Consider the following 22,936-nt stretch of genomic DNA (forward strand, 5'->3'; position numbering starts at 1 on the left):
TTTTGACCGCAAATTAGCGCTTACAGAATGCGGTGGACAATGTTGATATGGATGACCATTTCCATAAATGGTCTCTTTGCTGCTGAGCAACCCTTGCGGTATTTAAGTATAGAAAATGGGCTTTCAAATAATGCAGTCGTAAATGTTTACCAGGATTATAAGGGCTTCATGTGGTTCGGGACCTACGATGGGTTGAACCGGTACGATGGGTACAAATTCAGGATTTACAGGAATAGGATAGGCGACAGTACATCTCTTATTGATAATGGTATTTATACGATTGATGGCGATACGGATCATCGCTTGTGGATAGGAGGGCGAAAAGGTGTCAGCATATTTGACCCGGTAAACGAACATTTTTCCGTGGCCAGGAATGCTGCAAACGGTAAACCCATCGAGGGGAATATCCACGTTATCAAAGCGGGTATTGAAGGTATGGTGCTCGTAGGGTCTGAGAGCAGGGGACTCCTGCTGTTTACCAGACATACCGCTGCCGGACGCCAGATCCCTGTGGACAATAACCTGAATTACGAAGTAACAGCTATTGACTTTAACGCGGATAAAACATCGGCCTATATTTTCGTCCAGGGCATCGGATTATGTAAATATGATTGCGACAAATCTGTTGTCACAGTTATCAATAGAGAACTGAGCCAGGCCAACTGCCTGAAAGTAGATAAAGATGGGGGGCTCTGGATTGGGACAGATAAAGGACTTTTCAGATATAATGGCACCTACTCCGACAATTACCTGAAAGAGAAAAGCAAGATCGTTAACCTTTGTGCGGATAAGCAAGGCATATTATGGGCTGCTTCTGACGGTCATGGGATTTTTGTGGTAAAGGACGGGAAAGCGATACACAGCGACTATACACTAAGCAGTAATGCTGTTTATTCCATTTGTGAGGACAGGGAGGGCCGTAAATGGATCGGTACCCTGCGCGGAGGCATTAATATTATAGATAACCGCCGTAATTTATTTGAACAGCATGCCTTTAAGGGAAGCACAGTAGACAATTTCATTCTTTCCTTCTGTGAGGGAAATGGAAAAAATATATGGATAGGCACAGATGGCGGCGGATTAAAATACTGGAACCGGGAGAATAATACCGTCAAAAACTACAATTACGATCCAGGAAACAAACTGGCTATCAGCAGCAATTTTATTACCGGTATGCTTGAGGACTCCCACAGTGATCTATGGATCGCTACCTGGTTTGGAGGCATCGACAAGTATAATAAAAGCCGGGATGCGTTTGATCACTATACCTGTTTTAATCCTTTTACCAAAGCTGCTGAAAATAACGTCTGGGCAATCTATGAAGATGCGCAGAAACGACTCTGGGCCAGTACAACGAATAATGGTACATTATACATCTTTAACCGTCAGACGGATGCTTTTGAACTTTTTGATAAGTCGCTGGTAAATATCCAGTGCCTGGCGGAAGATCGTAAGGGAAATATGTGGGGCGGGAGCTATTCCTCACTGATAAAGATTGACCGCGATCACAGGCAGCACCAAACATTCCCCATTGGTTATACTGTCCGGGCCATCCATGAAGACCGTAGGGGGAATATGTGGATAGGCACTGAGGGCGGAGGATTGCTACTCTTTGATACAAACACCGGTAAGTTCAGGCGCTTTTCGGAAGCAGAGGGATTACCGGGTAATACCGTACTCCGTTTATTGGAGGACGACAAAGGCAATCTCTGGTTAAGTACTTTTAACGGGCTGGCAAAGTTTGACCCGGTACAGTATACCTGCCGCAACTTCTCAAATACAGACGGCTTACAGAGTAACCAGTTTTCTTATAATGCGGCTTTAAGGCTGAGATCAGGGGAATTCCTTTTCGGGGGCATTAAGGGATTTAATATTTTCCATCCCGACAGTATTTATGAGCGGAGTAACTTTTCTCCCGCTTTCCTGACGGCCATCCGCCTGAATAATGTGCCCATTGGGCAAACCACAGCATACATTTCGAAAAGATCCCTGGAGAACATTGAGGAAATAACCGTTCCCTACGATAAGGCTGCTGTTTCTCTGGACTTTGTAGCGCTGGAATATACCTCTCCTGATAAGATCGGATATAGTTACCTGCTCGAAGGCTGGGACAAGGGTTGGAATGATGCCAGGGAATCCCGTACAGCCAACTATACCCACCTTCCCGAGGGAAACTATAGCTTCATGATCAAAGTGACGAATGCCGACGGAAAATGGGGGGAAGAAAAGCAATTATTAAGGATTGTCGTGCTGCCTCCCTGGTACCGGACGCCCTGGGCCTATGGTATCTATATAGCGCTGGTTCTGGGGCTCATTTACCTTTATATACAATATAACTCCCGTCAGGAAAGATTGAGATATGAGATCCGGCTGGCACACCTGGAAAGTGAAAAGGAGAAGGAGATCAATGAAAAGAAATTGTCCTTCTTTACGAATATTTCCCATGAATTCCGCACCCCGCTTACCCTGATCATCAATCCGCTGAAAGAGCTGAAAGACAATGAGAAGCTGGGAGTGGTATACAGGAATGCCAGGCGTTTACTAAGTCTGGTGGATCAGTTATTACTTTTCCGGAAGGCTGATAATGAGGAACTTAAGGTGACCAGGTTCGATATTACCTTATTATGCGAGGAGGTATTCCTCTGTTTTACCCAGCAGGCCGAATCAAGACATATCAGGTACCAGTTTCTGACAGATAGTAATGGCTCCCTGGAGATATATGCTAATTATGAGCAGATAGAGATAGCCCTTTTCAATTTGCTGTCAAACGCATTTAAGTTTACACCGGATGGGGGGGAGATCAGTTTTCGTATGCAGGTCACAGCAGGTGGCGTTGATATTATGCTGAGCGACTCGGGGACCGGTATTCCGGAGAGTATGGGCGATAAGATATTTGATAAGTTCCAGCACGGGGATAGTCACAGCTCGGGATTCGGCATAGGCCTTTACCTGGTGAAGAAATTCATTGAAAATCACAAGGGTAAGGTTTCCTATACCAGCAAGGTAAATGAAGGGACCACATTTTGCGTCCATCTGAAAACAGGGACGGCGCATTTTGACGCCATGTTGCTGAAGGAGGAGCCGGTGAAGAAATCAGCCCTTTTGGATGAACTGATAGACGATGTGTACCGGAAACCGGAAACGGAAAAGCCGGTATCCCCTGGAGAGATGATCACAGAAAAGAGGACCGTCCTGCTGATCGACGACAATGCGGAGATCAGGGAGTACCTGCGCCGGCTTTTCGAGGACAAATACATTGTGTATGAAGCGGAAAACGGCACCGAGGGATTTGCTGCAGTAGAAAAGTATATGCCCGACCTGGTGATCAGTGATGTGCATATGGAGGGAATGAACGGGGTTGAGTTATGCAGGAAGATCAAGGAGACAGATATTATCAGCCATATCCCAGTTATCCTGCTCACATCCGCCTCTTCTTCCGAGGCGAAAATGGAAGGGATCGAAGGCGGCGCGGATGATTATATCACTAAGCCGTTTGACAGTGCCCTGTTACTGGTAAAGGTCCAGACGATTATCAGGAACCGTAATCTGCTACAGCAATATTTCCAGGAAAATATTACACTACGAACCAGTTATGTGAAGGTGCCTGCCGAATACCAGGACTTTCTGAAAAGATGTATAGAAATAGTAGAAGCCAATCTCGGGAATGAAGATTTCTCCATTAAGACCTTCACGCAGGCGATAGGCATGAGCCATTCCAGCCTTTATAAGAAGGTGAAATCCATCTCAGGACAGACGATCAATGCCTTTATCCGCTCCATCCGGCTCAGGAAAGCGGCCGTTTTAATGTTGAAGGAGAATTATACCGTCAACCAGGCTGCCTTTCAGGTGGGTATCGCCGATATTAAATATTTCAGGGAGCAGTTTCACAAACTATTTGGGATGAATCCTTCGGCTTATGTAAAGAAGTACCGGCATTCTTTCAACCAGGATCTGAATGTGGTAAAATCTGACAATTCTGCCGTCTGAAATATGAAAATACCCCCTTTTTTAAGCGATTTACCCCCTCTGCGGGTCGTTTTTATCCACCTAATTTAGTCACATAATTACCACGTAATCATAGTGCTACCAACTATCAATCAATTTTAAAGGAATGTACGTTATGAAAAAATGTTTATCGACGGTAGTGAAATTAGTGTCACTACGACAGTTGCTGATGGTCCTTCTCCTCTCCCTGTCCCTGATACCTGAATTAAGGGCGCAAAAGCTAAATATTACAGGGAAAGTGTCTGAAGGCGCGGGCGGGGTTCCCGGTGTAAGTGTTCGTATAAAAGGAACCAACCAGGGAACGCTGACAAATGACCAGGGTAAATTTACCCTTCCTGCCAATGTAGGGGATACCTTAATCTTTAATCACGTTTCATACGTAAGCCAGGCAGTTGCGGTTACTAGTTCCGCCCCGGTAAATGTATCGCTCACCGCCGTGAGCCAGAATGTAAATGAAGTGGTGGTAGTAGGTTATGGTACCCAGAAAAAAGCGACCCTGACCGGGTCTATTTCTGTGGTAAAAGGGGCTGATATCGTAAAAAGCCCTCAGCCGAACGTATCTAACGCGCTGGCTGGCCGTTTCTCCGGTGTTATTGCCAATAACAGATCAGGTGAGCCCGGTTATGATGGTTCATCTATCAGTATCCGTGGACAGGCAACCACCGGTAACAATGATGTACTCGTCGTGGTAGATGGGGTGCCCGGACAGGTCGGTGGTCTGGAAAGGCTGGATCCTAATGACATAGAAAGCATCAGTGTACTGAAAGATGCATCTGCAGCGGTATATGGTAGCCGTGCGGCAAACGGGGTGATCCTGGTAACTACCAAAAGAGGTAAAACAGGAAAACCTGTGATCTCCTACAGCTTTAACCAGGGTTTCTCTTCTCCGACCCGCCTGCCTAAAATGGCTGATGCGGCAACGTATGCTGCCATAAGGAACGAGATCCAGTATTATGCACTACCTGCAAATGGTATGAACCAGGTGTATACTGCTGATCAGATTCAGAAGTTCAGAGATGGTTCTGATCCGCTGCATTATCCAAATACTGACTGGCAGAAAGAAACGCTGAAGAATACAGCGCTGCAGAGCCAGCATAGCCTGTCAGTAAACGGGGGTGGTGAAAATGTAAGATATTATGTGTCTCTGGGTATGATCAAACAGGACGGTATCTATAAACATGGTGTAACAGATTACAATCAGTATAACTTCAGGTCAAACATCGATGCGGATGTTACCAAAAGATTGAAAGTAAGCCTGTACTTGTCAGGCCGCGAAGAAGACCGTATGTATCCGGTAACAGGTGCGGGAGATATCTTCCGTTCTATTTACCGTGCTTATCCTACAGTAGCAGCGCGTTATCCGAATGGTTTACCGACTTCCGGTATTGAGAACAACAACCCGATATTGCAGGCGACCGATATTGGTGGTACCAACAGGAACCCAACACAGGTGTTCAATGGTATCCTGAAAGGTAGCTATGCCATTCCGGGCGTAGACGGTCTGTCACTGGACGGATTCATGTCTGTCGACAAATCATGGAGCTTCGGCAAATCCTTCGCAAAACCTTATGCAGTATATGACTTTGTGGAAGCAACAAATACCTATAAGAAAACTGTAATAGGTGGTTCCAATCAGATGGCTACCCTGTCTGAAGGACAACTGAACAAGGCGCTGATCACTTCCAATATCAAACTGAACTATGCACGCAGGTTCGGAAAACATGATGTAAGCGCGTTTGTTGCATACGAACAGAGTAAAACATCCCTGGATAGTCTTGGTGCTTACAGGATGAATTTCCCGACCACACTGACTCCTGAATTGTCTCAGGGTGGAGCTGCTGCAACAGATAAGGATAACTCCGGTAAGAGTTACAACTTTACCAGGAAAAGTTATTTCGGCCGACTGGCTTATAACTATGCTGAAAAATACCTCCTGGAAGCACAGGCGCGTATTGACGGTTCTTCTACTTTCCCGAAGGGAGAACGCTATGGTTTCTTCCCTTCCGTATCTGCCGGCTGGCGCGTGTCACAGGAAGAATGGTTTAAGTCTTCAGTGGGCTTTATCAACGACCTGAAACTGCGTGCTTCCTATGGTACATTGGGTAATGATAACGTGGGACTGTTCCAGTATTTCGACAACTATTCCCTGAGTAATCAGTATGTGCTCGGTTCTGTGATCCACTCCGGTATCGATCTGACCAAACTCGGTAACCCGAACATTACCTGGGAAGTAGCAAAGAAACTGGACGTGGGTTTCAATGCACAGGTCCTGAAACACCTGTCAGTGGAATTCATCTATTTCCAGCAAAAACGTAGTGACATTCTCACACCAAGGAATGCCTCTATCCCACAGATATCTGGTATCGTAAATCCATACGGTGCTGATCCGCTGGTGCCTTCTGAGAATATCGGAAAGGTGAACAGCAATGGTATTGAAGCTACCCTGGGATATGACAACCGCACCGCTAGTGGTATTGGTTATCATATCAGCACGAACTTTACCTATGCAAAGAATAAAGTGATCTTCATCGATGAAGCTGGGGGAACATTGGATTACCAACGGAAGACCGGCCGAGCACTGAATACGGAGCTGCTGTATAACACAGTAGGTATTTTCAGATCACAGGCTGACCTGGATAAATATCCACACGTGAAAGGTGCACAGCTGGGTGACCTGATCTATGAAGATTATAACAAGGATGGTCAGATCACTGCAGATGACCAGACAAGAATGCCATACAGCAATATTCCTCAGATCACTTACGGTGCTGTATTGGGCGCTGATTATAAAGGTTTTGATGTGTCCGTGGTATTTGCAGGACAGGCACGTGTAAGCCAGTATGTATTACCTGAAGCAGGTACTATTGGTAACTACTACAGCAGCTGGGCCGATAACCGCTGGAGCCCGTCAAACCCTAACGGAAGTTATCCTAAAGTAGATGAGAGAGCTTCTTCTTCTATCAACGGTGGTCTGTATAAGAACTCCTTCTGGTTGAATAATGCGTCTTTCCTCCGTCTGAAGAACGTTGAACTTGGCTACAATGTGAATGCTGGTATTCTATCCCGTATGAATATCGCCGGTCTGAGAATATACGCCAGCGCCTTCAACCTGTTCACTTTCACAAAAGTGAAAGACTATGACCCGGAAGGTTTTAGTGGCAGCGGACAGTTCTATCCGCAGCAGCGTATTGTGAATGTGGGTGCGAATGTTAAGTTTTAATCGTAAAAAATTCCATCAATGAAAACTAGTAAGAAAATATTATACACGATGCTTCTTGCCGGAGGAATATTCACCTCCTGTAAAAAGAACTACCTGGATATTGTACCTTCTGATAAGATTGCTGATGTGGCAGTATTGGGTGACTCCTCTTTGTTTGAGAACTATGTCATTAACCGTTACATGGGCGTAAGACTGCAGGATAAAGAAGCTGAGGGAACACCTCCAGGATTTGGACGCGGTTTTGAATACGCAATGTGGAGCTCCCTGACAGACGAATCCATATACAATAACGATGATAATACCTGGCTGATACAAAGAGGCCTGCTGGCGCCTGAAAATACCGGTATTGCCGGTACTATCTGGGGCCGCAGCTACCGCAGCATCCGTGAATGTAACTATGGCCTGAACAATATTATGCAGGTGGGAATGAGTGAGCAGTTAAGAGCGAAACTGAGAGGTGAACTGCATTTTATCAGGGCTTTCCGTTACCATGATCTTATCAGGAACTACGGCGGCGTTATTTTAATGGGCGATAAAGTGTATAATCTCGGCGATAACATGACCGATCCCGCCCTTTATACCAAGGCTTCTCTGAAAGAATGTATGGATTATGCGGTGGCTGAACTGGATTCTGCTGCGCAGTACCTGCCTGCAGTAAATGACAATAACTGGGCTGCGGGCCGTGCTACCAAAGGTGCAGCGCTGGCATTAAAAGCACGCTTGCTGTTGTATGCTGCCAGCCCATTGTATAATGTAGGTAGTTGGGCTGCTGCCGCTGCTGCTGCTAAAGCAGTAATGGATATGAACCAGTACTCAATTGCATCGGATTATGCCAAATTGTTCCTGACACCTGGTAGCAACGAGATTATCTTCGCGAGACAATATGCGATAGGTGCACGTCACGTTTGCCTGGAAATATCAAACGGTCCAAACGGTTATAATGGCTGGGGTGGAAATATACCGTTGCAGAACCTGGTGGATGCCTATGAAATGAAGAATGGTAAGCCGATCACAGATGCCGCTTCCGGATATGACGCTACCAATCCTTATGCAAACCGGGATGCCCGTTTTTATGCTACCGTGCTTTATAATGGTGCTGTTTACAGGAAAGATACTGTTAAGGTGTATACTCCCGGTGGAAAAGACAGTAAAGACGGTCCTTCCAACTGGAACACTTCTAAAACCGGTTATTACCTGCGTAAATTCATGGATGACAACAATCCTATAGACAACCCATGGAACGTAGCCGGCTTACAGCCGTGGATCTATCTCCGCTATGCGGAAGTGCTGCTGAACTATGCAGAAGCACAGAACGAAGCAGTAGGTCCTGATGGAACAGTGTACGCTGCGGTAAATCAGGTAAGACAACGTGCAAGCGTTAACCAGCCTGCACTGGTAGCAGGACTTTCTAAAGACCAGATGAGAGATGCGATCAGAAGAGAAAGACAGGTGGAACTGGCTTTTGAAGAACATCGTTTTTATGATGTACGTCGCTGGAAGATCGCTATGGAAACAGAAAACGTTCCGGCTTATGGTATAACCGTGGAGCTGGATAGCAATAAAAAGCCTGTATATACAAAGAAGGTAGCATTGAGCAACCGTTCCTTCGCTGAAAAGAACTACTGGCTGCCTATTCCAAGAACAGAGATCCAGGCTTCAAATAACAAGCTGGAACAAACAAGCGGATATTAGTATGAAAGTGATCATTGTATCGGCACTACTGCTTTATACATGTATGCAAACCGCGGCGGGACAGACCGCCGCGGTGCATATAAGCATCGATCCCGAAGTGACTTATCAGACGATTGAGAATTTTGGCGCTTCAGATGCCTGGTCCACACAATTCGTGGGACAATGGCCGGCAGAGAAGAAGAACAGAATGGCAGACTGGCTGTTTAGCGCGGACACGACTGCCGCCGGGCAACCTAAGGGTATCGGATTGTCTCTATGGCGCTATAATATAGGCGCAGGTAGTGCTGAACAGGGCGAAAAAAGCGGTATCACAGATGAATGGCACAGGGCTAACAGTTGGCAGGCGCAATCCGGACAGCTTTGGTTCCTGCAGGCAGCGAAAGAGAGAAAGGTGAAACAGTTCCTGGCATTTCTGAACAGTCCGCCCGTTCATTTGACTCTCAATGGCAGAGCGTTTGCCGACAAAGGGAATTCTAATATAAGTCCTGATAAATACGATGCTTTTGCTGCTTATATAGCGGATGCGATTGAGAATATCCATAAGACCACCGGCACCCGTTTTGACTTCATCAGCCCTGTGAACGAACCACAATGGGACTGGAGCGACAACAAGCAGGAGGGATGCCCTTACAACAATGATCAGATCAGCGCACTGACGCGAAGTTTAAGTAAAACACTTACAGCACGTAAGCTGTCCACAAAAATAGTGATCGGGGAAGCTGGTCAGCTGAACTACCTGTTTGACGGAAAAGATAAGCCGGCAAAAGGACAACAGATCACTGCATTCTTTGACAGCAGCTCTCCGGATTATCTGGGGAACCTGCCGAATGTATATCACAATATTTTAGGGCATAGCTATTTTACTACTTCTCCCCGTAACACAGCAGTGCAGGTAAGAGAGGAAGTAGCTAAACATGTGCAAAAAGTGAATGGCCTGGGATTCTGGCAATCAGAATACTGCATACTCGGTAATAACGCAGGGGAGATCAACGGCGAGAAAAGAGATTATGGCATGGACGCAGCATTGTACCTGGCCCGTGTCATCCATGACGACCTGACCATTGCGAATGCAGCGGCCTGGCAATACTGGCTGGCAATATCTCCGTATGATTATAAGGATGGCTTGATTTATATAGACAAGAACAAACAGGACGGTCAGTTCCGCGACAGTAAAATGCTGTGGACATTGGGTAACTACAGCCGTTTTGTAAGACCCGGCGCAAAAAGGATCAGGGCCGATATACAGGGAGACAGTACATTGCTGGTCTCCGCCTACAAAAATACAGATCACACCATCAGTGTAGTGATCGTCAACAGCGCGAACGATAACAAACATATTTCACTGGACCGTAAGAAGGGACAGTTCCGGAGGCTACGTTCCTATGTAACTTCCGAGGCAGATAACCTGCACCCTCTTGCTGCAAACAACAGTCTCACTATACCCGCCCGGGCTGTAGTTACGGTGACAAGTATTAATTAATAAAAGATCAAGGATGAAAAGGACTGGCCTAATTGCTTTGCTGATAGCACTGTTCAGCATGAATGCAGGTGCGCAGCAAACAGGGAAACATACGTTCGAGCTGGGGGATACGGCATTCCTGCTGGACGGTAAACCCTTGCAGATGATATCAGGTGAAATGCATTATCCCCGGGTGCCAAGGGAATGCTGGAGGGAAAGAATGAAAATGGCGAAAGCTATGGGCTTAAATACCATTGGGACCTATGTATTCTGGAACGTACATGAACCGGAAAAAGGAAAGTATGATTTTTCCGGTAACAATGATATTGCTGCTTTTGTGAAAATAGCACAGGAAGAAGGATTATGGGTAGTATTGAGACCTAGCCCCTACGTATGCGCAGAATGGGAATTTGGCGGATATCCGTATTGGTTACAGCAGATAAAAGGATTGACCGTACGCAGTAAAGAGCCGCAGTACCTCGAAGCTTACAGGAATTATATTAAGGCCGTAGGTAAACAACTATCGCCATTACTGGTGAACCATGGTGGTAACATCCTGATGGTGCAGATAGAGAATGAATATGGTTCTTATTCGAACGATAAAGACTATCTCGACATTAACCGCAAGATGTTTATAGAAGCAGGATTTGACGGGCTGCTTTATACCTGTGATCCTGAACCGGCAATTAAAGACGGGCACCTGCCAGGCCTTATGCCGGCAATCAACGGTGTAGACGATCCGGCGAAAGTGAAAAGACTGATCAATGAAAATCATAACGGCAAAGGTCCTTATTATATAGCAGAATGGTATCCTGCCTGGTTCGACTGGTGGGGAACAAAACATCATACAGTTCCCCATGAGCAATACCTGGGGAAACTGGACAGCGTATTGTCTGCAGGTATATCTATCAATATGTATATGTTTCATGGGGGAACCACCAGGGACTTCATGAATGGTGCCAATGCAAACGACCATTCGCCATATGAACCACAGATCAGCAGCTATGACTATGATGCACCGCTGGATGAAGCTGGCAATGCTACCGAAAAGTTCAGACAGTTCCGTAATGTCATCGCCAGACATTTACCAGCCGGAACCGTACTTCCGGAAATACCTGCAGCAAGACCCGTGATTGCAATTCAGGATATTCAGTTTACACACTCAACGCCATTGTTTAACTTTTTACCGGCGCCTGTCAGCAGCGTGAAACCGCTAACCTTTGAAGATCTCGGACAGGCGTATGGATGGGTGTTATATAGTACCACGCTGAATGGGAATCAGAAAGCATGGTTAAAGCTGAAGGAATTGAGAGATTATTGTATCGTAATGTTAAATGGTAAGAGAGTGGGGGTGCTGGACAGAAGGTCCGGGCTGGATAGTATACAGTTGCAGTTACCCGCAGGAAAGGTGAAGCTGGACCTGCTGGTGGAAAACCTGGGTCGTATCAACTTTGGTCCTTATCTGCTGACCAATAAAAAAGGTATAACAGAACAAGTGATATGGGCAGGTAAAGAAGTAAGGAATTGGAAGATGTATAAACTGCCATTTAGTAAGCTGCCAGTAGTGAAAACGCAAAAGAGCAATACAGGAGCAAACGTACCAGCTTTGAAAGAGGGCACATTTGCATTAAATACACTGGGAGATACTTACCTGGATATGAGCAACTGGGGTAAAGGTGCTGTATGGATCAACGGACACAACCTGGGTAGGTACTGGGAAGTGGGTCCTCAGCAGACAATATATGTTCCGGCAGAATGGCTGCGTAAAGGCACAAACAATATTGCCATTATGGAATTGATAAAACCGGAAATAAATAAATTATCTGGTATCACACATCCTGTACTGGACGTACTGAAATAAATTGAATGGGGGACAAATACGAAATGCAATGATCAGAAGAAATAATGAGGATATAGTATAGAACAGTGAACCAATGATTTCAGTGCTGAATGTGATACTAATTTTTTAATTTATTGTACTTTTATGTCTATACGATGAGGCTTCCTGGTGAAGCCTCTCGTTTTTTACAGAAGAGAGGGAATTGAAGACAGCTTGATAGGACAGTAGGAGATTTGCGAGTTAAATTTATTTTGCTATGTTTGGGCAGATAAAGGCTACGTTCAGATTTGACTACTTCCCACTATACCGACCATGCATTACTTCTCCGGATGGCGGCCGGAGAGGAAGAGGCATTTAACCAGCTTTTTAACAGCTATTGGGATAAGGTATATTCCACAGCTTTAGTACTGACGAAGTCAAACCAGATAGCTGAGGACATTGCCCAGGAAGTATTTCTCCGTATGTGGCAAAACCGTCATAAAACAGATATTATTGATAACCTGGAAGGCTTCTTATTTATTACGGCCCGCAACCTGATCTATAATAAGCTCAGCCGCCTGAAACTGGAGACGGCTTATACCAATTACCTGCAGCACCACTTTGCACCACCAGAACCGGATACGGACACACAGACTGAATTCCGGCAGTTACAGTCGATCCTGGAAGAAGGGATGCGGCAACTCCCCCCGCAACAGCAGAAAGCATTCCGGTTAAGCCGGGAAAACGGTCTTAATCATGAGGAAATCAGCCGTCAGATGGGCGTAAGCCGCGCCACTGTCAAAGATTATATTGTAAGGGCCATCGCCTTTTTAAGGAAATACCTCCAGGAACACGCCCTGGGATTACTAGTCGTGTTATTTTCCCGCATTAAATAATTTTTTTTCTTTCCGGCACTTCCTTCTGTCACTTTCGACTGTCTTTAACAGTGGAAGGGTTAATTATTTATCGCATGACACAAGACGATTTAAGAGAACTGATTGAGAAATATCTGACGGAAGACCTGTCACAGCAGGAGTTTCAGCTGTTATGGTCGGCGTTGGAAGAGCCCGGGAATAAAGAAATATGGATGGAAATGGTCCAAAGCGTATGGGAGAATCCCATGTACCACGGCCTTTCCGACGATCATATTAAAGAAAAAGCACTGGACAGGCTGCGGCCGTTATTGACAGAGGAGGTCATTTCCCCCATGATTCCAAACTCAAAACCCCCTGTTGTGAGATGGCTGGCGCGTGGAGGCGCCTGGTGGGCCGCAGCGGTCTTTGTGGTAATGTGTTGCGCGGGTGCTTATCTACTCTTCCTGCGTCCGGCAAGGCGGCAGCCACTGGACAATACCGGTGGTATTGCTGCTAAAAATGATATCGCTCCTGGTAGTAATAAGGCGCTCTTAACCCTGAGTGATGGCTCAACGGTGGCATTGGATAGCACAGGTAATCAGCTGATCCGACAGGGAGCAACCACCATCCGGCAGTATAACGGACAGCTACAGTATAAAGCGCAGGGAGCAGCATCCGGAATAGCGTACAATACGCTTACCACGCCGCGGGGAGGACAGTTTAAGATCGTATTGCCTGATGGTACCAAAGTCTGGCTGAATGCGGCATCTTCTATCAGGTATCCCATCGCTTTTACACAAAACGAAAGGAGGGTGAAGATAAGCGGCGAAGTCTATTTTGAAGTGGCCGGCAACGCGACAAAACCATTCATGGTCGATGTAAACGGCTCCACAGAAGTACAAGTATTGGGTACCCATTTTAATATTAATGCTTATAAGGATGAAGCAGCTATCAATACGACCCTGCTGGAAGGCAAAGTGAGTGTAAATGTGAACCAGCAGCCAGGTGTTATATTAAAACCGGGTCAACAGGCCAGTTTGAGCACAAACGGGACCTTACAGTTGTTTAAGGATGTAGATACAGCGCAGGTCGTTGCCTGGAAAGAGGGTTGGTTCCAGTTCCACCTGGCCAACCTGCCGGCAGTAATGCGCCAGGTGGAACGCTGGTATGATGTAGAAATCAATTACAAAGGGGATATTACCGATGTGGTATTTGAAGGAAGGATACAAAGAGAACTCACGTTAGCACAAATGCTTAAAATTCTGGAAAAGTATCATGTGCGTTTCCACGTTGAAGGAAAAACAATCACAGTATTACCTGGTTGAACGATCCGTTAAACGTATTCATCGTTGCCGTTACCCACTCATTTGAAACAGGCAAGGAGGCTGAACCAGACTGTCTATGTCATTGCAGCAATATTGTTTAACAACACTAAAAATGTAACTATCGACAAGAAACAACTGACCAAAATCAATGTCCGCTTGTAAAAGCCGGAACCCGATCGCCATCGGGCCCGGCAAAGGGCAAAAACTGTTCTGTAAACCAATTTTATCACCCAATTCCAAGTTATGAATTTAACAGCTCTATGCCAAAATAGTGTTGGCGTGCCGGGACTATTCACTAAATTTTTCAGAATCATGAAATTAACCACATTCTTGCTACTGGCAGGTTTCATGTGTGTAAGCGCTAAGGGGATTTCACAAAAGATCACCATTTCAGCCAGGAATGTGCCGCTCATAAAGATCTTTAAGACAATTGAGCAACAGTCAGGGTATGGTGTTTTCTACGATGTACGCATTTTAAAAGATACCAGACCAGTATCCATCGATATGAAAGATGCGCCTGTAGAAAAGGTGCTGCAGGAGGCGCTGAAGGACCAGCCTTTTGATTATTCTATAGAGGATAAGACGATCATCATCAGCCGTAAACTACCTCCGCAACAATCCTTTCCAGCGCTCGCAGCTCCGCCAGATACGGTTATTGCCAGTCTTACAGGGGTAGTGACGGATACAGCCGGCAACCCATTGCCAGGGGCCACGATAATGGTAAAAGGTACTAAACAGGGGGCCGTCACCAATAACGATGGCGAATTTAACATCAGGTCTGTCAACAGGAACGCGGTACTTATTGTCAATTTCGTGGGTTACAGGTCGCGCGAGATTCCCGCAGACGGTCGTTCCAGGCTGAGTGTGCGCCTGGAAACTGATTTGCAGGCACTGAGTGATGTGGTGGTTGTCGGATATGGTTCTCAGAAAAAGGAAAACCTGACGGGGGCTATCGCTACTGTAGGAGCCAAAGAACTGGAAAGCCGTCCCCTGGTCAATCTTGCACAGGGCCTTCAGGGCCTGGTGCCGAACCTGAACATCAACCTGAATAATGGTAAACCAGGTACTGGCGCCAACTTCAATATCCGAGGCATTACTTCCATCAATTCCGGTAACGGGAACCTGGGCGGTCCGCTGGTAATGGTAGATGGTGTGCAGATGGACCCTAACCTGATCAACCCGGGAGATGTGGAGACAGTTACCGTACTGAAAGATGCTGCTTCTGCTGCCATTTATGGCAGCCGGGGTGCGTATGGCGTCATACTGATCACAACAAAAAGCGGGAAAAAGAACAGCGCGCTGAGCCTGAACTATTCCGGTGCTTATACGCTGACCCGACCTACCCGTTTGCCGAAATATCTCAACTCGGTTGACTATATCGCTATGCACAGAGAGGCTGACAGGAATGGCCAGCTCTCCGGTGGCTCTACTGCGTCTTTTCCTTTCACGGAAACGGATTCCATTATGGCGGCAAAGTATTTCGCAGATCCTGCAAACAATCCATCCGGATATCCTGATCCAGGCAATCCTTCCAAATACCGCTATGTGGGTAATACAGACTGGGTAAATGTACTATACCCCGACTGGACAGGACAACAACAGCATAATCTTTCCGTTTCCGGTGGTTCAGAGAAAAGCTCATTCATTGGGTCAATGGGATACTTTGATCAGAATGGATTACTGAAAGGTAGTAACGAAGATTATCAGCGTATCAATCCAAGTCTGAGGATTACTACAGAGGCTACTCCATGGTTGAACCTGAGCCTGAAAACAGCCCTGAACCATGTTTCCAGCGATGCGCCTAATGCACCTACTAACGGTAATTCCAACAGCTATATCCAGGGCGATTCCAGGCCCAATATGCCTGTTTTCAATCCGGGAGGTAAAGACTATGCCGGACAGGGTAGCTGGACGAATCCCGTTGCTGTAATGGCTCAGAATGGCCGTGATAAGCTAAGCGCCAATGACCTTTGGCTCACCGGTGGCGCTGTGCTGACACCCGTGAAGAATGTAACGCTGAATGCCGACTATACATATAACAGCTATTCCGGTTTTCAGCAGAAAGTACAAAAGCAGTTCCCGGAATATGGTGTCAATCACGTCTTCCTGAACTATTACCCATGGACATATCCGGACGCTACAACAGAGATCAGTTATAATAACAACTACAATGCACTGAACCTGTTTGCCAACTACGAGAATACGTTCAACAAGCAGCATTATTTTAAACTGATCGTTGGCTACAACCAGGAAAAAAGACATATCAAAACAGTTAATGTCAGAGCGCAGAACCTGATAGATCCTGGTACTCCGTCTGTAGGGCTAAATGACGATCCTAAACCAGGTGTCGGCAGCGATGAATTTGAATGGGCATTGAACGGACTGCTATATAGAATGAACTATATCTTCAAAAACAAATACCTGCTGGAAGTAGACGGCCGCTATGATGGTACTTCCTCCTTCCCACGAGGAAGAAGATTTGTATGGTCGCCTTCAGTTTCTGCAGGCTGGCGCATTTCTGAAGAAAGCTTCTTCATGCCGGCGAAATCAGTGATCAATGACCTGAAACTAAGGGCTTCTTACGGACAGCTTCCCAACCAGCTGTTTAACCCGGCAAGTCCCTCAGATGCCAGCGTGTACCCCTATATAGCGTTATCGCCCACAGGTAAGTCCAACTACATCTTTGGTTCACAGCAGAGTATTTACGTAGGTACACCCGGTTTGGTGAGTCAGACTTTTACCTGGGAAAAGGTAACCACCAAAGACATTGGTCTGGATTATTCATTGCTAAATGAAAGGTTAAACGGCACTTTCGACTGGTATATCAGGGAAACAAAAGATATGCTGGTAGGCGGTCAGCCTTTACCGGCCGTATTGGGTGTAACGCCTCCTTTAAAGAACGCAGCCAACCTGCGTACGAAAGGTTGGGAGCTAAGTCTGACCTGGAGAGATAAGATCGGTAAAGACTTTAAATACTCGGTAAGAGTAGGCTTGTCTGATTATACGTCCACTATCACCAAATATGATCTCAACCCCAATAAATTGATCAATAATTTATATGTAGGCCAGAAATTCGGCGAAATATGGGGTTTTGAAACAGACGGATATTTTAAGACGGATGAGGAAGCAAGAGCAGCTGATCAATCCCAGTTAAATACCGTAACACAACTTGCGGGCGACATAAAGTATAAGGACCTGAATAAGGATGGCAAAATAAGTTATGGCGACAATACTGTTGCCAATCCCGGAGATCAGAAAGTGATCGGTAACCGTACGCCCCGTTACCAATACGGCGTAACCCTGTCAGCACAGTATAAACATTTTGACATGACCATATTTGCACAAGGAGTAGCAAAACGTGATGTCATGCCAAATGATAATGCATTCTTCGGCTTTTATTCTGAGTGGAGTGTACCATTTGAATATATGAAAGATCATTGGACGCCAGAGAATACCAATGCTTATTTCCCCCGATTAAGGTTTGGTGGTGGTAGTAACTTCCAGACACAAACCAAATACCTGCAGAGTGCTGCGTATTGTCGCTTAAAGAGCCTCTCTATCGGGTATACGATTCCTGAGGAGGCTATTAAGGCAACTAAAATAAGGAACCTGCGGGTGTATGTAACCGGGCAGAACTTATTTGAAATTACAAGCCTGTTCAAAGCTTACGATCCCGAAATAATCGGGTTTGGAACTTATCCCCTGAGTCGCTCGGTTTCATTTGGTGTACAGATAGGTTTATAATACAGGTATCTCTAAGGATTAAATGCTTCATTATGAAAAACAAACGCTTCATTAACTATATTATCACCGTTGCCGTTCTGTTGCTGGCAGCCTGTAACAAACAGCTCGATCTTTATCCGAAGGATGCATTGAGCGAACCCACTTTCTTTAAGAACGCCAATGATCTTAAACTGTATTGCAACCAGTTTTATCAGAACCTGCCCGTTCAGAATTCTTTCTGGTCAGAAAAGAATTCTGACAACCAGGTGCCGCTGGACGCAGATGATTTTCTGTATGGATCATACGTAGTGCCTGTCAGCGGAGGGGGATGGGATTGGTCTCAGATAAGAGGCTGCAACTATTTCCTGCAACGTTATCAGCGTGCGAACGCCGATGATGCAACGAAGAATAAATATGTTGCGGAGATCCGTTTTTTCAGGGCCCTGTTTTATTGGCAAAAGGTGAAAACCTTTGGTAATGTGCCCTGGCTGAACACTGATCTGACAGATACCTCCACCGCCTTGTTGTATGGGGCCAGAATGCCGCATAAACAGGTGATGGATTCCGTACTGGCCGATCTGAATTTTGCCGTGGCCAATCTCCCTGATCTCAATACGGTGGATGCCGGGCGGTTACATAAATATGCTGCCTGGTCCCTGATGTCGCGTATATGTTTATGGGAAGGTACTTTCAGGAAATACCATGGCCTCGGCGATGAATCTGTTTATCTGAATGCAGCAGTAACGGCCTCTGAGGCGGTGATGAACTCAGGTAACTATGACATTTATTCAACAGGTAATCCGGCAACAGATTACTACAACCTATTCATCCAGGAAGACCTAAGTAAAAACAGAGAGGCTATCCTGCCAGCCATTTACATCCAGAATGTGTTGACCCAAAACCTGACAAGGGAACTTGGCGAAAGCTCTACAGGCTTCAGCAAGAATTTTGTTCGCTCTTTCCTTTGTAAAGATGGCCAACCCACTGCATTGAGTCCTTTGTACAAAGGAGACGATTCACTGGAAGCAGAAGCCACCAATAGGGATCCCCGCTTCAGGCAGCTGATTGCTACAAGAGGGTTTGTATTGCTGAATAATGCGGATGGCACCAAAAATGTATTTACGCTGCCGCAGATAGGTACTGCTACTGCACCGACAGGTTATATGATCATCAAAGCGCTGTCGCCTGATCCCGCACAATGGAACGCCGGACAGTCCACATTGGATCTCTTTATTTTCAGATACGCAGAAGTATTGCTGAATGAAGCCGAAGCGAAAGCAGAGCTGGGACAGTGTACGCAAACGGTATTGGATAACACGATCAATAAAATACGTGACAGGGTAGGCATGGCACATATGGATATTGCCAGCCTGGTGAAAGACCCTACATCTGACTTTCCTGGCCTGCCGGTACTAATAGATGAGATCCGCCGGGAAAGAAGGATTGAACTGGCCGCAGATGGTTTCCGTTTTGATGATATTATGCGCTGGAAAGCGGGTGAGCTTATTCAGAATCCTGAAACGATCCTGGGAATGAAACTGACACCTGCTGTAAGAGCGCAATATCCGGCCAGCCAGGTAAGTGGTGTACAGGTGGACAACAACAATTATATAAGGTTGTATACAAGCATCACCTCCCGTGTGTGGAAAGATAAAATGTATCTGTATCCTATTCCTACACAGGAGTTGACGCTGAATAAAAACTTATTGCCACAAAACCCCGGCTGGTAATAAATTATACCAGTTCCTGCGGGCGGGAAAGGTAAGGAGGTACCGTTCCGCCCGCAGGTGCCTTTTTAAGAAACAGGTCTATGGAAAAGAATGGCACGCAGGGAAAAATGGGAGATGTACCCTGACGGGCTCACTTATCGTGAGCCTGACCCTGTACAACAAGGTCTCAATCATTCATGCAAAATAAAATGAACCGTTATCAAATGAGAAAAGTCCTGTTATTACTGGCGTTGTTTGGTGCACAGAGATATGTGTGGGGACAATCCGCTCCCAAACCCTATGGAGCACTACCTACAGACGCCCAGCTGAAGTGGCACGAAATGGAAATGTACTGCCTGATCCATTTCGGTGTCAATACCTACCTCGATCACGAATGGGGATATGGTGATGAAGATCCGGGATTGGTCAATCCTACACAGTTTGATGCAAAACAGATCGTGGGCGCTGCCAAGGCCGGCGGTTTTAAAGGTATTGTCGTAGTGGCCAAACACCACGATGGATTATGTCTCTGGCCTACCCAAACAACGCCTCATAACATCTCCAAAAGCAAGTGGAAAAATGGTAAAGGAGATATCATCAAAGAATATCAGCTGGCCTGCGAACAGCTTGGCCTGAAGCTGGGACTCTATTGTTCGCCCTGGGACAGGAATAATCCTGAATACGGCAAACCCGCCTACCTGGAGATCTATCGTAACCAGTTGAGAGAATTATATAGCCATTACGGTCCATTGTTCACCTCCTGGCATGATGGTGCCAATGGCGGCAGTGGCTATTATGGCGGCGCAAACGAAACGAGGGGCATTGACCGTACTACCTACTACGATTGGGATGGTACCTGGGCCATTACCAGGAAAATGCAGCCAGGTGCGGTGTTGTTTGGAGATGTAGGACCAGATGTGCGTTGGGTTGGTAATGAGGAAGGACATGCCGGTAAAACCTGCTGGGCCACCTATACTCCCGTGGCGCCGGACCCGGGTAGAAAGCCGGCCAATGGTTATGCAGAAACAGACCTGGCAACAGAAGGCACACGCAATGGAATGCATTGGATGCCGGCGGAATGTGATGTGCCCTTACGACCAGGATGGTTCTACCACGCATCCCAGAACCCGCAGGTGAAAACACCGTCAGAACTATTGGACCTGTACTATGAAAGTGTAGGCCGTGGCGCCGGACTGGATCTGGGATTATCTCCTGATCAGCGGGGCTTGTTGAATGCTGCTGACGTAGCTTCCCTGAAAGGGTTTGGCCAATTGCTTCGGCAAACCTTTGCAGTGAACCTGGCAAAAGGTGCGCAATTAAAAGCCAGCAACGTTCGCGGGAATAACAAGGCCAGCTTTGGTCCGCAGTTCCTGCTGGACAACGACCGCTATTCCTACTGGGCTACAGATGATAGTGTGACAACTCCTACATTGGAGCTCAACCTGGGTGCACAGAAAACATTCAATGTGATCCGTCTCCGTGAGAATATTAAACTGGGCCAGCGCATAGATGCAGTTGCGATAGATATTCCTGAAAAGGATGGCTGGAAAGAAATTGCCACTGCTACCAGTATCGGATCCAACAGGTTGATACGCCTGGAAAAAAATATCACAGCGGATAAAGTAAGGTTACGCATAACAGGTGCGCCGGTGTGTATTGCTTTGAGTGATTTCGGTCTTTATAAAGAACCTGTACATATCAAAGCGCCCCTTATCAATAGAGATAAGTCTGGCATGGTCACTATCTCATCAGATGCATCCACGCATCCTGTTTATTATACACTGGATGGTACTGAGCCTTCTGCTAAGGCTCTTCTGTACAAAGGCCCGTTTTTATTTGCTGATGGAGGCACCATCAAAGCGAGGAGCATGGATAAACAGCTAGCAGGAGATATCAGCACCAGGATATTTGGTATTGGTAAAAAAGGCTGGAAGGTAGTAGAGGCGCCGGAAGGCAGCCATGCTGATAATGTGATTGATGAAGACGAAACCTCCAACTGGAGTACCCTTACCCCGGAATTATCCGGTAAGCTGCCTGTTGAGGTAACCATAGATATGGGTGCGGAAAGAGCTATCAAAGCTTTCACCTACCTGCCCAGGCAGGATAAAAAGAATGAAGGATTGATTGGCCATTATGCTTTCTACATCAGTAATAATGGTAAGGACTGGGAAAAGGCCAGGGAGGGCGACTTCCATAATATCGAAGCCAACCCTGTTCAGCAGCTGGTGTTACTGCCCAAAACACTGAAAGCACGTTACTTCAGGTTCTCTGCCTTGCACATTAACACCGGAAAAGGCGTCTCTGTAGCTGAATTAGGTATCATTTCAAGATGACGCCTGTTTGTCAAAGCGAAAAATGTTAATGTTAAGATGTCTGCCGTACCCGACAAACAAAGCGGTAGCGGGAAGGAGAGTACACATAGCAGTAAACAGGTGGGATAAATGTTAATTATCCCACCTGTTTTTATCTTATGCCGCTATCGCTTTCATATATGTATGATAAGAAGCGGTGAGATTTTTAAATATGTTAGGAACTAAGCCAATTATCTCACCTATGGCTCTGTAAGAATCTGCCAATATTTTTTGATCAAGATTATTCTCGATTTCAAACTGTAGTCTTCTTACTTTGTTGGTGATGGCTTGCCTTTGTTTTCTCAATTTTTTCAAGTACTCTCTTCTTTGTTTTACATTTTCTGGTAATTTTCCATCCACATCGTTCCACTCTTTGTACGTGCGCGCAAATGTCTCAATTTCCAGATAAAGCGGTCCTCCACTGAGAAACCCTCCCTTAGGAACATTAGTAGAGGCATTAATAAAATACTCCAGGGATCTTCTGACAACTTTGCAAATGTCTTCGTTAAGACCATCATTTTCCAGGTCAATAAGATCGTTTAGCAAGCTAGTCAATATGCTTGTACGAAAATGATTATAAGTCCAAAGATTGGAGCCATGGGTATTGTCCACAGAACGGGACTCTTTAGATACCGCTAATTGTTTGATTCTCGATTTTTTTGACATTGGGCTGAGGGATTAGAGGTTAGAAAAATTGTCTAATGAAAAAAAATAATGCTCAGTTGGGTAGTCAGTAGTCAGGAATAAAATATTGCTTGTCTAAAAATAGACTTTAGTTC

11 protein-coding genes are annotated in these 22,936 nt (G+C 46.0%); 10 read left to right on the forward strand and 1 reads right to left on the reverse strand.

From position 1 onward, the window contains the following. Positions 1–51 precede the first annotated feature (51 nt). From CLV42_RS27295 to CLV42_RS27340, 10 genes are all read left to right on the forward strand, one after another. Positions 52–3,987 (forward strand): hybrid sensor histidine kinase/response regulator transcription factor, encoded by a 3,936-nt coding sequence (locus CLV42_RS27295; RefSeq protein WP_245901746.1) that lies wholly within the window; start codon positions 52–54, stop codon positions 3,985–3,987. A 133-nt stretch (positions 3,988–4,120) separates the two neighbouring features. Continuing rightward, positions 4,121–7,225 carry a SusC/RagA family TonB-linked outer membrane protein gene (locus CLV42_RS27300; RefSeq protein ID WP_106605239.1) on the forward strand — a complete coding sequence of 1,035 codons (3,105 nt, stop codon included), beginning with the start codon at positions 4,121–4,123 and terminating at the stop codon, positions 7,223–7,225. Between the two features lie 18 nt (positions 7,226–7,243). Further along, the gene (locus CLV42_RS27305) at positions 7,244–8,917 is read left to right on the forward strand and encodes a RagB/SusD family nutrient uptake outer membrane protein (protein WP_106605118.1); all 1,674 of its coding nucleotides are present in this window, start codon (positions 7,244–7,246) and stop codon (positions 8,915–8,917) included. A 1-nt stretch (position 8,918) separates the two neighbouring features. Beyond that, positions 8,919–10,397 carry a glycoside hydrolase family 30 protein gene (locus CLV42_RS27310; protein WP_106605119.1) on the forward strand — a complete coding sequence of 493 codons (1,479 nt, stop codon included), beginning with the start codon at positions 8,919–8,921 and terminating at the stop codon, positions 10,395–10,397. A 13-nt stretch (positions 10,398–10,410) separates the two neighbouring features. Then, on the forward strand, positions 10,411–12,237 hold the full coding sequence (locus CLV42_RS27315) for a glycoside hydrolase family 35 protein (RefSeq protein ID WP_106605120.1): 1,827 nt from the start codon (positions 10,411–10,413) through the stop codon (positions 12,235–12,237). A gap of 266 nt (positions 12,238–12,503) precedes the next feature. Further along, positions 12,504–13,091, forward strand: a complete 588-nt coding sequence (locus tag CLV42_RS27320) for an RNA polymerase sigma factor (RefSeq protein WP_146154493.1) — start codon at positions 12,504–12,506, stop codon at positions 13,089–13,091. 74 nt (positions 13,092–13,165) lie between these two features. After that, positions 13,166–14,374 (forward strand): FecR family protein, encoded by a 1,209-nt coding sequence (locus tag CLV42_RS27325; RefSeq protein ID WP_106605122.1) that lies wholly within the window; start codon positions 13,166–13,168, stop codon positions 14,372–14,374. A gap of 312 nt (positions 14,375–14,686) precedes the next feature. Further along, complete coding sequence (locus CLV42_RS27330; protein ID WP_211303544.1) at positions 14,687–18,118, forward strand: TonB-dependent receptor; 3,432 nt, start codon at positions 14,687–14,689, stop codon at positions 18,116–18,118. 32 nt (positions 18,119–18,150) lie between these two features. After that, a complete protein-coding gene (locus tag CLV42_RS27335) occupies positions 18,151–19,827 on the forward strand; it encodes a RagB/SusD family nutrient uptake outer membrane protein (RefSeq protein ID WP_106605123.1) in 1,677 nt (558 codons plus the stop codon). 203 nt (positions 19,828–20,030) lie between these two features. Further along, positions 20,031–22,139: a discoidin domain-containing protein gene (locus tag CLV42_RS27340; protein ID WP_106605241.1), complete on the forward strand. Its 2,109-nt coding sequence runs from the start codon at positions 20,031–20,033 to the stop codon at positions 22,137–22,139. A gap of 135 nt (positions 22,140–22,274) precedes the next feature. Here the strand turns inward: CLV42_RS27340 and CLV42_RS27345 are convergent, their stop codons facing one another. Further along, on the reverse strand, positions 22,275–22,823 hold the full coding sequence (locus tag CLV42_RS27345) for a hypothetical protein (protein ID WP_106605124.1): 549 nt from the start codon (positions 22,821–22,823) through the stop codon (positions 22,275–22,277). Positions 22,824–22,936: the final 113 nt, after the last annotated feature.

Origin of the sequence: Chitinophaga ginsengisoli, from assembly GCF_003014595.1 — a bacterium.
Lineage (GTDB): Bacteria > Bacteroidota > Bacteroidia > Chitinophagales > Chitinophagaceae > Chitinophaga > Chitinophaga ginsengisoli.